This window comes from Micromonospora sp. NPDC023869, from assembly GCF_055559695.1.
Map to the genome: position 1 here is coordinate 900,898 of NZ_JBVHKD010000002.1, position 15,580 is coordinate 916,477.

General features: G+C 71.8%; 16 protein-coding genes. 6 read left to right on the plus strand and 10 right to left on the minus strand.

Annotated elements, in window-relative coordinates; all coding sequences use genetic code 11:
* Positions 1-33: 33 nt before the first annotated feature.
* The 3 genes from ACZ31C_RS09915 to ACZ31C_RS09925 all read right to left on the minus strand — a co-directional run bounded on the left by ACZ31C_RS09915 (position 34) and on the right by ACZ31C_RS09925 (position 2,686).
* Positions 34-1,032 carry a glycine betaine ABC transporter substrate-binding protein gene (locus tag ACZ31C_RS09915; protein WP_396742163.1) on the minus strand — a complete coding sequence of 333 codons (999 nt, stop codon included), beginning with the start codon at positions 1,030-1,032 and terminating at the stop codon, positions 34-36.
* 201 nt (positions 1,033-1,233) lie between these two features.
* Entirely contained in the window at positions 1,234-1,956 is a 723-nt protein-coding gene (locus ACZ31C_RS09920; protein WP_449949784.1) for an ABC transporter permease, read from the minus strand.
* A 43-nt stretch (positions 1,957-1,999) separates the two neighbouring features.
* Positions 2,000-2,686, minus strand: a complete 687-nt coding sequence (locus ACZ31C_RS09925) for an ABC transporter permease (RefSeq protein WP_465794892.1) — start codon at positions 2,684-2,686, stop codon at positions 2,000-2,002.
* 2 nt (positions 2,687-2,688) lie between these two features.
* Between ACZ31C_RS09925 and ACZ31C_RS09930 the strand changes: the two genes are divergently transcribed.
* Positions 2,689-3,684 carry an ABC transporter ATP-binding protein gene (locus tag ACZ31C_RS09930; RefSeq protein WP_465794893.1) on the plus strand — a complete coding sequence of 332 codons (996 nt, stop codon included), beginning with the start codon at positions 2,689-2,691 and terminating at the stop codon, positions 3,682-3,684.
* Between the two features lie 75 nt (positions 3,685-3,759).
* Here ACZ31C_RS09930 and ACZ31C_RS09935 read toward each other — a convergent pair whose 3' ends face one another.
* The 7 genes from ACZ31C_RS09935 to folP form a co-directional block, all read right to left on the minus strand.
* On the minus strand, positions 3,760-4,251 hold the full coding sequence (locus tag ACZ31C_RS09935) for a hypothetical protein (protein ID WP_396742170.1): 492 nt from the start codon (positions 4,249-4,251) through the stop codon (positions 3,760-3,762).
* A 94-nt stretch (positions 4,252-4,345) separates the two neighbouring features.
* Positions 4,346-4,651: a hypothetical protein gene (locus tag ACZ31C_RS09940; protein WP_465794894.1), complete on the minus strand. Its 306-nt coding sequence runs from the start codon at positions 4,649-4,651 to the stop codon at positions 4,346-4,348.
* Between the two features lie 63 nt (positions 4,652-4,714).
* Complete coding sequence (locus ACZ31C_RS09945; RefSeq protein WP_465795022.1) at positions 4,715-5,926, minus strand: ABC transporter permease; 1,212 nt, start codon at positions 5,924-5,926, stop codon at positions 4,715-4,717.
* Between the two features lie 111 nt (positions 5,927-6,037).
* Entirely contained in the window at positions 6,038-6,523 is a 486-nt protein-coding gene (locus tag ACZ31C_RS09950) for a DUF3180 domain-containing protein (protein ID WP_465795023.1), read from the minus strand.
* Positions 6,524-6,659: 136 nt separating this feature from the next.
* Positions 6,660-7,187 carry a 2-amino-4-hydroxy-6-hydroxymethyldihydropteridine diphosphokinase gene (gene folK / locus ACZ31C_RS09955; RefSeq protein ID WP_396742174.1) on the minus strand — a complete coding sequence of 176 codons (528 nt, stop codon included), beginning with the start codon at positions 7,185-7,187 and terminating at the stop codon, positions 6,660-6,662.
* Positions 7,184-7,549, minus strand: coding sequence for a dihydroneopterin aldolase (folB, locus tag ACZ31C_RS09960; protein WP_465794895.1), 366 nt, complete (start codon positions 7,547-7,549; stop codon positions 7,184-7,186). The genes folK and folB overlap by 4 nt, the downstream gene beginning before the upstream one ends.
* Positions 7,546-8,439 (minus strand): dihydropteroate synthase, encoded by an 894-nt coding sequence (gene folP / locus ACZ31C_RS09965; protein WP_465794896.1) that lies wholly within the window; start codon positions 8,437-8,439, stop codon positions 7,546-7,548. Before folP ends, folB begins: the two co-directional genes overlap by 4 nt.
* A gap of 344 nt (positions 8,440-8,783) precedes the next feature.
* Here folP and ACZ31C_RS09970 point away from each other — a divergent pair, with 344 nt between their 5' ends.
* The 5 genes from ACZ31C_RS09970 (at position 8,784) to ACZ31C_RS09990 (ending at position 15,466) form a co-directional block, all read left to right on the plus strand.
* On the plus strand, positions 8,784-9,101 hold the full coding sequence (locus ACZ31C_RS09970; protein ID WP_131054228.1) for a hypothetical protein: 318 nt from the start codon (positions 8,784-8,786) through the stop codon (positions 9,099-9,101).
* A gap of 13 nt (positions 9,102-9,114) precedes the next feature.
* Positions 9,115-9,477, plus strand: coding sequence for a hypothetical protein (locus ACZ31C_RS09975; RefSeq protein WP_093409867.1), 363 nt, complete (start codon positions 9,115-9,117; stop codon positions 9,475-9,477).
* Positions 9,478-9,586: 109 nt separating this feature from the next.
* Positions 9,587-12,955 carry an ATP-binding protein gene (locus tag ACZ31C_RS09980; protein ID WP_465794897.1) on the plus strand — a complete coding sequence of 1,123 codons (3,369 nt, stop codon included), beginning with the start codon at positions 9,587-9,589 and terminating at the stop codon, positions 12,953-12,955.
* A gap of 1 nt (position 12,956) precedes the next feature.
* A complete protein-coding gene (locus ACZ31C_RS09985) occupies positions 12,957-14,912 on the plus strand; it encodes an MFS transporter (RefSeq protein ID WP_465794898.1) in 1,956 nt (651 codons plus the stop codon).
* A complete protein-coding gene (locus ACZ31C_RS09990; protein WP_465794899.1) occupies positions 14,909-15,466 on the plus strand; it encodes a hypothetical protein in 558 nt (185 codons plus the stop codon). The genes ACZ31C_RS09985 and ACZ31C_RS09990 overlap by 4 nt, the downstream gene beginning before the upstream one ends.
* Positions 15,467-15,580: the final 114 nt, after the last annotated feature.

Below are 15,580 nucleotides of genomic sequence, written 5' to 3' on the forward strand. Positions count from 1 at the left end.
CCGAATCGACCGAGGGCGCCGGGTGTCGACGGGTCAGCTCTGCGCGTACGCCGCGTCGGTCGAGAAGACCAGGCCGACACTGATCGTGCCGTTACGCAGACCGGTCTTGGTCAGCGGGCCGCCACCGTCCAGCGACGAGAAGGAACCCACCGTCAGGCCGTACTTCTCCTCCAGGCCGGGCTTGCAGAACGGGCGCTCCTGGCACTCCGGCGGGCCGCCCAGCACGGTAGCCGTACCCGAGCACTTCTCGGCCAGCTCGGAGAGGGTCCGTACGCCGTACTTGTCGGCGAACTCCTGGGTCACCGCGAACGCGTTCTGGCTCTGCGCGGCGGCCGGGGCGCCGAAGGTGAGGCCGGCCTTCTCGCCGAGGCCACGCAGGGCGGTGACGGTGGCCTCCACGTCCGGCGAGGAGACCGGCTGACCGCCGCCTGCCTTGCCGTTGAGGAACTCGGCCATGGTGGCCGCGTACTCCGGGACGACCTGGATCTCGCCCTTCTCCAGCGCCGGCTCGTACAGCTCCCGGTTGCCGATCTGCTGAACGGTGACCTGGTAGCCGGCCGCGGTGAGCTGGATCTTGTAGAGCTCGGCGATGATCTCGCTCTCGGTGAAGTTGCCGGCGCCCACCGTGATGCGTCCGCCCGGCCCCCGCTCGACCCCGTCGGCCAGCGAGTTGGCCGTGGCGAACTCCTGCGCGGCCACCTGGGCGCTCTTGCGGTCCACGTCGACCGCCTTGTTGAGCTGCACCAGCTTGGGGGTGTCGAGCACGGACGAGACCTTGTCCAGCGCCGCGACGAGCTGCGGGTTGGACACCTCGCTGTTGATCGCCGGAATGATGTTGTCCGCGTTCTGCAGGGACTTGTCGTCGTCGAGCGCGATGAGCTGCTCGCCGGCCACCGGCGCGCAGCCCTCCCCCGAGGCCCCCTGCTGCGGCGCCTCGGTGCCGGACGAGCCGGCCTCGCCGCACCCGGCCAGCACGCCCGCGGCGGCGATCGCGCCGACGAACGCGATGGACAGTCTTCTACCTGCGCGCATGTGCCCGCCTTCCGTGTCCCGGCGCGACCCCCTCGGGCCGGCCGCGTGTCCGACGGGCGATCGCATCAGCCGCCCGCAGTCCCACCCAACATCGTCGCGGCAGGCACCGACAACCTGGAGAGAACTTCGTCACCGGAACGTCACCATCCGTCCACGACGGGCCGCGCGAACAGCCGCACGGACCGGTGGGAACCGGGCGGTTCAGGTGCCGGTGACCGCGTCCGCCGCGCGTCGTGCGGCCCGGCGCCGGACGCGACGCAGCGGGCGCGGTGTGACCATCCGCTCGACCCACGCGAAGACGAGTTCGACGCTGACCGCGAGCACGGCCACCAGCAGGCCACCGGCGAGGATCTGGCCACCGCCGACCGCGATGCTCAACCCGAAGCCGAATCGGATGATCTCCCCGAGGCCACCGCCGTTGACGAAGGTCGCCAGGGCCGCCGTGGCGACCACCTGCACGGCGGCGGTCCGGAACCCGGCGGCCAGGTAGGGCACCGCGAGCGGCAACTCGACCCGGCGCAGTACCTGCCCGCCAGTCATCCCCATCCCCCGGGCCGCCTCGCGGATCTGCGCGTCCACCTGCCGTACCCCGGTGTACGCGTTGGCCAGCAGTGGCGGCACCGCGAACACCGCCAGGGCGACCACCACGGCCGGGCGACCGAAGCCGAGGAAGGTCAACGGCAGGATGGTCAACAGCGCCAGCGTGGGCACCGCCAGGGTGACGTTGGAGACCAGCACCACCAACCCGCCGCCCCGGCCGGTGTGTCCCAGCCACAGGCCGAGCGGCCAGGCCACCAGGCAGCCCAGCAGGACGGCCGCAGCCGACATGCTCACGTGCTCGCCGAGCCGGTCCAGCACCCCGCCCGGGTTGGTCCAGTTCAACGGGTCGTTGAGCCAGAGCACCGCCTGCTCCACGGGATTCATGGCGTCCTCCCACCGGCCCGCCGGCCGGCCATCGCGCCCGCGCTCATCCGACCCGCCCGCGCAGCCACGGGGTGAGCAGCCGGCCGACGCCGACCAGGAACAGGTCGAGCACCAGCGCCAGCAGTACGCAGAGCAGCGTCCCGGTCATGATCTGGGCCTTGTAGAAGTTGTTCTGGAAACCCGCGAAGATGATCTGCCCGAGGCCGCCACGCCCGATCACCACACCGACGGTGACCAGCGCGACGGTGGAGACCGTGGCCAGCCGCAGGCCGGTGAGTATGCCGGGCAGGGCGAGTGGCAGTTCCACCCGCAGCAGGCGGCCCCAGCGGCCGTAGCCCATGCCCTCGGCCGCCTCGCGCACCTCGTCCGGCACCTGGTTGAGCCCGGCCACGGCGTTCCGGACGATCACCAGCAGCGCGTAGAGCACCACCACGCTGAGCACCGTCGCCACCCCGATGCCCAGGTACGGCGCGATGAACGCGAACAGCGCCAGGGACGGGACGGTGTAGAGCACCCCGGTGAGTGCGAGAATCGGGCCGGTCAACGGCCGGAACCAGTACGCCACGACGGCCAACGGGACGGCGATCAGCGCCGCGATCAGCACCGCCCGTAGGGTCAGCGTGGTGTGGTCCCGCAGGGCGGCCAGCACCGTGTCAGAGTTGTCCCGCACGTACTGCCAGGAGAACCACGGGTTACCCGGGTCGGCCCGGTAGCTCAGGCGGAAGGACATACGTGGACGTTACCCCGGTCGTCGACGACGGTCAGCGCGCGGCGTCGATCACTCTCGTCGGTATCGGCAAGCGGTATCCGGACGGCACCGAGGCCGTCCGCGACCTCAGCCTGCACATCGACGCGGGCGAGCTGGTCGTGCTGATCGGGCCCTCCGGGTGCGGCAAGTCGACCGTGTTGCGGATGGTCAACCGCCTGATCGAGCCGAGCGCCGGCCGGATCGTGCTCGGCGACTCCGACGTGACCCGGGTCGACCCGGTGAAACTGCGGCGGCAGATCGGGTACGTCATCCAGAACGTCGGCCTGTTCCCGCACCAGACGGTGGCCGCCAACGTGGCCACCGTGCCCCGCCTGCTCGGCTGGCCCCGGGACCGGGCCCGGCGCCGCGTCGACGAACTGCTGGAGCTGGTCGGCCTCGATCCGGCGCAGTTCGGCCGGCGCTACCCGCACGAACTCTCCGGCGGTCAACGGCAGCGGGTCGGCGTGGCCCGGGCGCTGGCGGCCGACCCGGTCGTGCTGCTGATGGACGAGCCGTTCTCCGCCGTGGACCCGATCGTGCGGACCCGGTTGCAGGAGGAGTTCCTGCGGCTCCAGGCCGAGGTCCGCAAGACCATCGTCCTGGTCACCCACGACCTGGACGAGGCGGTACGCCTCGGCGACCGCATCGCGGTGCTCTCCGAGGGCGGCCACCTGGAGCAGTACGACACCCCGGCGGCCCTGCTCGGCAGCCCCGCCACCCCGTTCGTCCGCGAGTTCGTCGGCGCCGACCGGGGCATCCGGCGGCTGGCGGTCACCCCGCTGACCCGCGAGGTGCTCGAACCGCTGCCCGCCGACGGCACGGCGGAACTGCCCTCGGTGCCGCTGGGCCGTTCGGCGTACGACGCGTTGGCGGTGCTGCTCACCTCGACGCAGGGCCGGGCCGTCGTCACCGAGGAGGGTCACCCGGTCGGAGTGCTCAGCCGGGAACGTGTCCTCACACTGGCCGAACCGACCGGCTGAGCCACGCCACACCTCGGGTCCGCACCGAGCCGGGCCCGCCGGTGCGGCAGGCCCGGTCCCGGTCGACGGACGAGGTCAGCGGCGTCCCCGGTAGCCACCGAGGGTGGCGATGCCGATGATCCAACCGGTGAACAGGCCGTACTCGGCACCGTCACCGGCGGCCTGGAGAGCGCCGAGCAGCGACGGGTTGGTGCGGATCAGCGCGGTGAGCAGGGCCGCGAAGGCCGCCGCGAAGACGTACGCCGCCCAGCCGGCGAAGAACTGGCTGAGCGTGCCCCGGGCCCGGGCCAACTGCGAGCCCGGCAGGAGGTACAGGAAGACGAAGGTCATCACGACCACGAGAATCGCCTTGAGATCAGCGGCGAAGATCTCCTGGATCGAGTCGGAGGAGTCGAACCGCCAGGCCGGCCAGGCAAGGAGTCTCAGAAACCAGCCGCCGGCGCTGTCCGGGTCGGTGTTGTCCCGTGCCCAGTCGGCGTACCAGGGGCTGCCGAAGACCAGGACCAGAATGAGCGCGGCGAGCGTGCCGGCGCCCGGTGCGGACTTGTATCGATTGGTGAGAGCCATGGCCCCGCTAGTTCCCAGCACATCGACATGGGCAAACGCGAGGCGCGCTTTATGGTGGTACGCCCTGTTCCGCGGCGGGCTCCGACCCGGTCGGTCAGTGCTTCATCAGGTAGTCGATGAAGGCGGCACGCAGCAGCGGAGCGGACTCCTCGTAGCCGTGGCCGGTCATCTCCCGCCACAACGCGACGGCCTCGTCGATCGTCGGCCCCACCGAGTTCGGCGCGCCGTCCAGGGCGGCGGCCTCGTCCGCATTCGGCAGACGCCGCAGCACCGACCAGAAGAACTTGACGTCCCGGTTCTCCCGGGCGAGCGCGAACGCCTGCTCGCGCAGATCCTCCGTGGAGAGGGCGTCCAGCTCCTCGAACGACCGGCCGCCGGAGATCGATGATGTGTCGGTCATGAACCGAGCCTAACCGTCGAGATCACATTCGGCGCGTCGACGGCACGGGGGAACCGCCGCCCGTCAGCGATCCTCGGCGTCCCACGGGCGCGGGCCGGGCTCCCACCGGCGGGGCCCCCACGGGTCGGTGGTGCTCATCGGCGGCTCTGCCGGAGGCATCGGCGGCCAGTCACCGACCGGCTCCGGCCGTGGCAACGTCCACCCGCCGCCGTTGGTGGCGTCCGGCGGCGGGGGCGGCGGCGCGGCCCGGAACATCGGCGCTGGACGCCCGTACGCCTCGACCAGCCGGGTGACCACCAGACCGGTGGCCAGCACCACCCCACCGACCGCCCACCGGCTGACCGTCCAGCCACGGGTCTGCGCGTACGCGAGGAACAGGCCGATCGCGCCGGCCGTCAGCAGCGTGCCGAACACCCCGCCGCGCAGCCCGAAGGCGCTGGTGCCGGCGAGCACGGCCGCGCCCACCGCCAGCACCGTCCAGTCCAGCCCGGTCGCCGGGGTCACCGCGCCCTCGGCGGAGGCGACGAGTGCACCGGCGAGCATCGCCAGGACGGTGGAGACGACGTACCCCAGGGTGGTGACGACCGCCGCGGCCGTCCCCCGCCGCCGGGCCGGATCGGCGACCGGACGGAACCGGCCGACCAGCCGACGGATCGGTCCCAGCGCCCCGAACAACGCGCCGAAGACGGCGATCGCGGCGAAGCCGACGAAGAGCTGGCCGGCGACGCCGCGCGGGTCGAAGTCCCCCTGCACCAGCACCGGCGCGGAGCGCTGCTCGATGTAGACGATCACGCCGGCCGCACCCGCCAGGCTGGCCGCCCAGCCGGGCACCTGCAGCACCACGACGAGCAGCCCCAGCAGCAGTCCACCGAGGGCGGCCACGCCACCTGCCAGCCCGACGGCCTCGACCAGGCCCCGGTCCGATTGTTCGGCGAAGTGCAGCCCGGCCGCGACCGCCACCGGCCCGATCGCCAGGTTCACCGCAGCCGTCCGCAGGCTCAGCCCGGCGGCCAGCGCCAGCAGGCCGAGAGCGACCACCTCGACGATGAGTACGCGCAGCCCACTGCCCCGCAGGACCGCCGGGTCCTCCCGCCAGACCAGGTAGACCAACGCGGCGAAGCCGAACAGCAGGAGCGTCTCCCAGACGATGTGCACACCGAAACGGTCCGGGCCGGTCTCGCACTCAGGGTCGTCGGGACCGGGCTCCGCCACCGCGACGGGGGCGGCGGAGATCGGTTCCGGGAGTTGACTCCGGCCCGAGTCGTCGTACGCCATGATCGTTGCCTCCCAGCAGCCGCCGGGAACCCATCGACGCACCGGCGGTGACCGTCACCTTCTGGTCGCAGGCACCGTACCCGCGCGGCGGAGCCGGGCGTAACCCCGCGTTCAGCGTCGAGGCGGGCGGCTCTCCCAGTCGTCCGGCTCCTGCTCGTCCTCCGGCCGCTCCGGGACCCGGCAGGAGCGCTCCAACCAGAGCGCGGCCGCCACCAGCGCGACCGAGGCCACCAGTCCGGCGATCGCCGCCGGCCGATCCGCGCCGGCGGCCCGGGTGCTCTGCACCAGCAACCAACCGACCAACCCGGCGTACGCCCCGGCGAAGATGGCCCCGACCAGCGCGGACGCCTTGGCCAGCACGACGAAGCGGGCGACCATCAACGGGTTGACCGGGTCGCGGCCGGGCCGACGGTCGATGCGACCACGGGTGTTGACCGCCGCGTACGCCTCCAGCACGGCGAGCCCGGCCAGGGTCACCACCGGCAGCCAGGGCAGTGGCGGCAGCCCGCTGTAGTAGAAGCTGCTGATCAGCAGCCAGGTCACGGCGGCGGCGGCCAGGGCGGCGACCACCAGGGTCGAGATCCGCGTGGGACCCATCCGCGACTCGTCGTCGGGGGGCGTGGACCGCGTCATGCCGGTCCTCCGTCACGCCGCGTGCCGGTCAGGGCCACCGCGGCGCCGCGCCACACGGCCGACCCGCCGTGCTCGCCGGTGTCGACTCCGCTGCGCTCGCTCATGGCGTCGACTCTAACGTCAGATCCGGTCGTGGGCTCAGTTCCGCGACCTCGGCGGCGAGCGGCCCGGCGGTGAGCAGATCGGTCAGCCAGCCGTGTCCGGGCAACCGGCCGTAGGGCTGGATGTCGATCCACGGCCGTAGCACGAAGGCGCGCAGGTGCGCCCGAGGATGCGGCAGGATCAGCTCGGGATCGTCGCTGAGCACCGGTTCACCGTCGTCGCCCCAGACCGCGATCACGTCGACGTCGAGCGTGCGCGGACCGAACCGCCGCTGTGGGTCGCGGACCCGCCCGGCAGCCTGCTCGGCGGCCCGGGCCCGCGCCAACCAGTCGTACGGGCCGGCGGCCGGGTCGCCGACCAACACCACCGCGTTCAGGTACGCCGGCTGCGCGATGTCACCCCAGGGCGGCGTCTCGTACACCCCGGAGACCATCAGCACGCTCTCGCCGAGCGTGGCCACGGCGGTACCCAGGTGGTCGAGGCGGTCACCCAGGTTGCTGCCCAGGGAGAGCACCGCCCGCGTCATCGGGTACGCGTCCGGCGCATCGTCACGGCCACGTCGCCGAAGGCGTGCGACACCGGCGCCTCGGGTTTGTGCACGGTCACCGTCGCGGCGGACACCCGTGGATCGGTCAGGCAGACCGCGATCAGGCGGTCGCCCAGCGTCTCGATCAGGTTGACCGGCTCGCCGGTGATCACCGCGACCAGCCCGTCGGCCAGTTCGCCGTAGTGCACCGTGTCGGCCACCTCGTCGGAGCGGGCGGCGGGGCCGAGGTCCAGCTCCAGGACGACGTCGACGACGAACTCCTGTCCTCGGGCCCGTTCGAAGTCGTACACGCCGTGCCGGCCGTAGGCCCGCAGGCCGGTCAGCTCGATCCGGTCGGTCATCGCCGTACCTCCCGGTCGGTCGCGCCGACAGGCGGTCGGCTCTGCGGCACGCCGTCGAGCCAGGGAGCGCCGGTGGCCTGCCAGACCGCGAGCGCGTCCACGGTGGCGCGCACGTCGTGCACGCGTACCCCCCAGGCGCCGGCGGCGACCGCGAGCAGGCTGGTGGCGACGGTGGCCGCCGCCCGTCCGTCGGTGGGTCGCGGGGTGCCGTCCGGGCCGGCCAGCAGCAGGCCGAGGTAGGACTTGCGGCTCGCGGCGAACAGCAGCGGGTAGCCGAGGTCGAGCAGTTCCGGCAGCCGGGCGCTGAGCTGCCAGTTGTGCGCCGCCGTCTTGGCGAAGCCCAGCCCCGGGTCGATGATCAGTCGGTTCTCGGACACCCCGGCGGCAAGCGCCGCCGCCACCCGCTCGCCGAGTTCGGCGCGGACGTCGGCGACCACGTCGCGGTAGCTGGCCAGCTCGCTCATCCGCCGGGAGTGGCCACGCCAGTGCATCAGCACCCAGGGGCAGTCGGCGTCCCGGACGACGCGGGCCATGTCCGGATCGGCCAGGCCCCCGGAGACGTCGTTGACCACCACCGCCCCGGCCGCCAGCGCGGCCTCGGCGACCCGGGCCCGGGTGGTGTCGATGCTGACCGGTACGCCCGCCGCCGTCAGCTCCCGGACCACCGGCAGCACCCGGGCGCTCTCGGTCTCGGCGTCCACCCGGTCGGCGCCGGGCCGCGTCGACTCTCCACCGACATCCACCAACGCCGCTCCCTCGGCGCGCAGCCGGACGCCGTGTGCGACGGCCGCGGCGACGTCGGCGTAGCGTCCGCCGTCGGAGAACGAGTCGGGCGTGACGTTCAGAACGCCCATCACCACCGGGGCCGGGGCCCGTACCAGATCGGTCACGACTAGACGGTACCGGTCCGTCCCACCGCCCTGAGCAGGCCCGCGATCCGGGCGCTGACATGGTGATTAGAACGTGTGTACTATCGGTCGTCCGGGCGGCTTCGGGCAGACTCTTCGCGGCTTGTCGCAAAGGGGGGCGGCCCGTACGCTGTGGAATTGCCCAGCATCGAGATGGCGAGGCGTGGAGGGGAGGGCCGAAGCGGGGTAATTCGCCCAAAAATCGCCACTTTCCGTGGCGAGTGACACACGCAGGGTCTCAGTCGCTGTACGACCGAGCACCGATCCCGCAAGGCTTGCCTACTGCACCACCGCGGCACCGCCGGCCGCGACTTGGGGAGGTTCCAGTGATCGCCATCGAGCTGATGGAAGCGGCGTCGAGCAACGCCGCCCACCTGCTCTCCACTGTGGCGTCGTCGATCCCGCTCGCCGCCGACGAGCCGACCGGGATCAACACCGAAGGCGTCGTCACCTTCTTCGCCAGCAAGATCGCGCCGATCCTGCTCGCCGTCCTGGGTGTCATCTTCATCGGGCGGGCCAGCCGGGGCGAGATCTCCAAGGTGTTGACAAGCTCCGCCATCGCGATCGTCGGGTTGGCCTTCATCGCCGGAGCCGCCACCCTCTTCTTCATCGGCGACTTCCTGATCAACCTGATCTTCGAATAGGCGCGGGCTCGACATGCGGCTGCGCACCGACGACGACATCTACCGGGCCCGCCTGGTCTATCTCGGGCCGCCCGGCTACACCCTTCCGGTCCACCTGCCGTACGCCCAGTACGGGCTGTTCATGCTGCTCGTTCCCCTCTACATGTTCATCCACTGGTTGTTCACGTTGCAGGTCGAGCTCTTCCCCGCCTGGGAAATCGCCCTCGCCATCGTGACCACCTCGTTCGTCTTCCGGTACGTCGACCCGGACCGGCCGGCGCGCATGGTGATCCGTACCGCGCTGACCGACTGGCGACGCACCCGGGAGCCGGCCGCCGAACAGCGCGATCCGCGCCTGGTCGGCAGCAGGATCAGGATCCGGGAGGAACTCGCATGACCGGCTGCACGCCGTACCGGCCGTCCCACAGGTTGCCGGGCCGCCCCGGTGCCGCCGAGGCGACACCCGGCTCCCCCACGGCCACCACGGACGCGGGCAGGGCAGTCGCATGAGCCCCTCCTCCACGCCGGGATCCCCGGCCGGGCGTCCGGCCGCACCGCACGGTAACCGTGCGCGATCATTCGACTACCCGCAGGCCGGTGAGCTCGACGACGTCGAGCTGGATCCGGCGCTCGCCACCACCCCCGGCCACGGCGGCGTCGGTGTCTTCCAGGCCCCTCGCCCGCCGCAGCGCCTGTCGGTGTCGGCCGAACCCGCACCACCACCCCCGGCCCCCCGCGACGGGGCCGACATCGACTCGCCCTTCCTGGACCTGTTCGGCGGCACCTACGCCCGACAGGGTTCCGCCCAGCGTGCCCTGCCCGGGCGGACCGTGCCGCAGCAGGCGCTGCCCCCGCCACCGCCGGTCGTCCCCCCTGCGCCGGTGACCCAGCGGCCGGCAACACCACACCTGCCCGCACAGGCCACCGGTCCGGCCCCCACCGTCGCCCGACCGACCGCCGAGCCTCCCGTGGTCGCCGCGCCCGCCGTACCGCCGCCGCCCGCCCGGACGCCGGCACCGGCTCCCGACCGGCTTCCGAACGCCCGCCCGCCCGTCGACGACCAGCCGACCCGGGCCGAACGGTCCGCGCGCCCCGGCGTCGACGAGCGCCCGGCCCGCGACGACCGTCCGCAGCGCGAGCCACGGCCGGCCCGTGAGGAACGCCCGCCAGCCGACGAGGCCCGACCGGCCGAGACCGCCCCGCCGTCGCGGCGGACGCCCGCACCCGCCGCCCGGACGACCGCCGCGCCCCGGCAACGCTCGGTGGAGCGGCGCGACCGTCCGGTGAAGCCGGCCCGCGTCCGCCCACCGAAGATCAAGTTCGGCGACCGGGATCCGTCGGTCGAACTGGCCATCACCGAGATCGCCGGTCACCTGACCTTCACCCCCAACACCGTCACCGCCTGGTACTGGCTGCCGGAGGTGCGCTGGGCGTTCCGGCCCGACGCGGAGCGGGAGGCGTTGCTCTCGGCCATCTCCGAGCAGTACGCCGGCCTGGCCGGATTCCGGTTGCACCTACGGCGCACCACCCGGCCCTTCCCGGCCGACGAGTGGGCCCGCACGATCGATGCCCACACCGCCGCCCCGCTTCCGGACGTCCCCGACACCCCCAGCTGGGCCGACCACCTGGTCGCGGCGCAACGGCACCTGCTCTCGGTCAACCACGCCGAGGGGCAGACCTACCTCGGCGTCACCTTCGCGCGACGCTCGCTCGGCGACTCGCTCACCGAACGGGTGCTGCGCACCTTCGGCCGAGGCGTGGCCGAAGGCGAACGCCGCAAGCTCGGACGCACCGTCGAACAGTTCGACGAGGTCCTGGGCGCGTTCGGCATGCGGGGCCGCCGGGTCACCTCGCAGGAGCTGGAATGGCTGCTGTACCGTTCGGTGGCGCTCTGCATGGCACCGCCCGGCGCGCTCTCGCCCATCACCGACGGGCGCTGGGAACGCGGCGACCTGCTGGCCCTCACCGAGCAGGTCGAGCGTTACCGCACCCCGTACGGTTCGACGGTCAAGCTGGTCAACCGGATGACCGGCGAGGAACGGCACGTGGCGGTGCTCGCCGTCGGCCGGATGGAGCCGCTGGAGATCCCCGAGCGGCACGAGCCCTGGCTGCACTTCCACGAGCGGCTACCGTGGCCGATGGAGCTCTCCACCCGGGTAGACATCCTCGGTTCCGGCGACTCCTTCCGGAACCTGGAGCACCGGCTCCGGATGATCCGGTCACAGCAGCTCGACTACGCCGAGCACGGCATCGACGCGCCGCCCGAGCTGGAACGCCTGGCCAAGCGTGCCCTGGTGATCGGCGACGAGATGACCACCGGGCTGCCGGTCGACTCCGCCCGGGCGCACGGCTGGCACCGCATCGCGGTCGGTGGACGTACCCGTGAGGAGTGCCTGGAGCGGGCCCGGCGGCTGATCCAGCTCTACTCGCGCGAGCTGCGCGTCTCCCTGCAGCACCCGAAGAGCCAGGACTGGCTGGCCCGCGAGTTCATCCCCGGGGAGCCGATCGCCAACACCGGATACGTCCGACGGATGCCGGTCCCCCTGCTGGCGGCGGCGCTGCCCCAGGCCGCGTCGACGGTCGGCGACCGCCGGGGCGACCTGATCGGGCGGACCGCCGGCACCTGCCGCCGACCGGTCTTCCTCGACCTGCACTTCCCGATGGAGGTCCGCGAACGCTCCGGGTTGGCGGTCTTCGTGGCCGAGCCGGGCGGTGGCAAGTCGACCCTGCTCGGCGCCCTGGGCTACCTCGCCGCACGACGCGGTGTGCAGGTGACGCTGCTCGACCCGTCCGGTCCGCTGGCCCGGCTCTGCGCGATGCCGGAGCTGCGCCCGTACTCTCGGGTGCTCAACCTGACCGGCTCCGAGCACGGCACCCTCGCGCCCTACTCGCTGATCCCGACGCCGCTGCGCAGCGAGTTCAGCAGCGGCGCGGCCGGTGACCGCGAGTTCGAGATCGCGGTCTCCAACGCCCGCGCCGAGCGGCGGATGCTGGTGCAGGACATCTGCATGATGCTGGTGCCGCCGCAGGTGGCCCGCGAGGCGTCCACCGCCACCCTGTTCCGGCACGCCGTACGCCAGGTGCCCGCCGAGGAGACGTCCACGCTGGACGACGTGGTCACCTGCCTCGGGCAGCTCGACGACGACGCCGGCCGGGAACTGGCCAACCTGCTGCTGGACACCGCCGAGATGCCGCTGGCCATGCTTTTCTTCGGCCGGCCACCGGAGGGCCTGCTCGGGCCGGACGCGGCACTCACCGTGATCACCATGGCCGGCCTGCGGCTGCCCGACCTCAAGATCGAACGCGAGTACTGGTCGGCCGAGGAGGCGTTGGCGCTGCCGATGCTGCACACCGCGCACCGACTGGCGGTACGCCGCTGCTACGGCGGCTCGATGTCGTCCCGCAAACTCGTGGGCCTGGACGAGGCGCACTTCATGGAGGGGTGGCGCTCCGGTCGATCGTTCCTGGTCCGGCTCGCCCGTGACTCTCGGAAGTGGAACCTCGCCGCGCTGGTCGCCTCCCAGAACCCGCGGGACATCCTCGGCCTCGACGTGCAGAACCTCGTCTCCACCGTCTTCGTCGGCCGGATCGCCGAGGACGCCGAGATCGCCTCCGAGGCGCTGCGGCTGCTGCGCGTGCCGGTGGACGACGGGTACGAGGCCACCCTCGCCTCGCTCTCCACCGCCGACGCGACCTCCGCCCACCGACTCGGCTTCCGTGAGTTCGTCATGCGCGACGTGGACGGCCGGGTGCAGAAGGTCCGAGTCGACGTCTCCTACGTGGACGGACTGCTGAGTCACCTCGATACCACCCCCGCCGCCATCGCCGCCGCCGCAGGGGTGCTGCCGACCGTCCTGCCTGACATGGAGGCGTGACATGGCGAGGGCCCGGGCAAGGATCACGGCGTTCCTCCTGGCACTCGGCGTCCTCGCCGGGGCCACGATCAGTTGGCCCGGGCTCACCGCCACACCCGCGTACGCCGCCCCGGTCGCATACCAGGCTTCCGCCGACCTGTGCACCGTGCAGGAGTGGCAGGTCGACTTCCGGGCCTGCGTCGCAAAGCTCCAGCAGGTCGCGGAGTCGGAGGCCACCTGCCTGAACCCCCCGACACCGACCGCACCGGACTCCGGCATCGCTGGCTGGTTCGCCTCGAGACCCCCAACGAACACAATGCGTGGGTCTGGCGATTACTACAGCAACTACGGCTACGCCGGCTACAGCTACAGCACCTACAAGGTTGAGTCCGGCTGCGCCACGACCCTGCTGCACCCGGACTACAAGTTCACCAACACCATCGCGAACGGCGAGTTCATGATGGCCACAGCGATCATCGGCGCCTCAAACGCGCTTCGTGAGCGCGCGTGGGAGCCCGGAACGATGTGGGGTTGGGCCGATCCCCTCGTAGAGCAGGCGACCAAGGCGATCTACCAGAAGGTGTTCAGCGTCTTCGGCATCGTCACGCTCTGCGTCGTTGGGTTGTATCTGCTCTGGCGATCCCGCCAGTCCGACATGAGCAATGCCATGACCACCGCGGGGTGGGCGCTGGTGGTAATGATAGCGGTAACCGCGCTAGCCGCTTGGCCGGTCAAGTCGGCTAACCTCGCCGACGGAGCATTAGTTTCCACTCTAGGCGTCGTGCATGATGCCGTAGGGCCTGCTGCGGAGACAATTCCGCCTGAAAGATGCGTAATGCCAAATCCGGATGCCTGCGTGGACAAACGGCCACCTGCAGTCCGGGCGAGTGATACCGCAACCGAAGCACTTCTTTACCGAAACTGGCTTCGCGGCGCATTGGGCTCAGCAGACAGTGAGACTGCTCGCAAATACGGCGAGGCCTTGTATGATGCTAAGTCGTTATCGTGGGAAGAGGCAGAGAAGTTGAGGGCCAGTCCTCAACTTCGCGAGGCCACCATTAGTGCCAAGAAGCAGCAGTGGATGACCGTCGCGGCGCAGATCGAGCGGGAGGATCCGGAGGCGTTCGAGTACCTGCAGGGCGTCCGGGACATGGATCGGGTCGGCGCGGGCTTCATCGCCGTACTGGCCGCCCTGCTCTTCGCGATGTTCGACCTGACCGCGTCACTGCTCGTCCTGCTCGGCTTCCTGATCTTCCGGTGGGCGGTGATCGCCGCGCCGATCCTGGGCACGATCGGTCTGCTCCGTCCAGCCAGCGCCGGGCTGCGTCGTCTCGGCAACGCTGTGGTGGCGGCTCTCTTCAACATCGCGATCTTCGGCACCGGTGCCGCCATCTACCTCTTCGCCGTCGACCTCATCATGAGCACCGCCACGCTGCCGGGCTGGCTGCAGGTGGTCCTGGTCTGGCTGTGCGGAGTGGTCGGTTGGCTGCTGCTGCGCCCCTACCGCCGGATCACCCAGTTGGGCGGGAAGGACAGCAGCGAGGCGGTCAGTTCCGCCGGGTCCTGGCACCGGAGGTTCTTCCGGGACATGCGTACCGCCGCCCGGCTCGACGTGGCCGAGCCGGGCGGGACCACCGAGCCGGGCATGGGGCGGCGCCGAGCCCTGGCGCCGGAGCAGCCGAAGGTGCGCCCCGAGGCCCGGCCGGACCCGGTCCCCGTCGGCGGCCCGGGCACTCCACAGCGTCCGGACGCTCCGCAGCGCCCGGACGGCCGGGAACCCAAGGGCACACCTTCCCCGGCCGAGGAGCAACGCCCCGAGGGCCGGCCCTCCGCGCCGCGCCCGCGCCGTCGTCAGCCCGCCTCCTGGACGGCGCCGGACGTTCCCGAGGAGAACCCGTCGTTCGCCATCTACCGGCCGGGCTCGGCTGAGCGGGCACCCGAGAAGGTGACGCCGCGGGTTCGTTCCGAGGCCCGGTGAGCATCGTGCGGCGCGCGACCGAGTTCGTCTTCACCCGGTTGTTGCGGTCCCGGCTGGGCGTCGCGCTCGGCATCGCGGTCCTGGTGATCGGCGTGGTCGGGGCGGCCCGGGTGGTGTCCGGCCCGGACGGCTCCTCCGCCGGACTGAGCAACCGCCCGCCGGCGCCGATCACCACGGTGCACCCGACCACCGGCGACGACGGCGCGATCTCGACGACCACGACGCCGTCACCGGTCACCCGCCCCGGCGAGCCCACACCGGAGCGGATCGCGGAACGCTTCACGACTGCCTGGCTCGGACAGCCCGGACAGTCTGCGGAGCAGTGGCATCAGGAGCTACGCCCGTTCGCCACCCCGGCTCTCCTCGACAAGCTCGCCGGCGCGGACCCCGCAGGCGTGCCCGCCGGGGAACTGACCGAGGAGGTGACCGTGCGTCCTCGGGGCGAGACATTCGTGGAGGCGCTGGTCACGCTCGACACCGGGCGGCTCCGGCTCGAACTGGTGGCGCCGGACGGGCGATGGTTGGTCGACGCCGTGGACTGGGAGCGAGCATGAGCGAGCGTCAGCGAGCGAATCATCGTCACGGTGCAGTGGTGCCTCATGGCGGCACGAAGCGAAGCGGAGTGCCGTCATGAGCAAGCGTCAGCGAGCGAATCATCGTCACGGTGC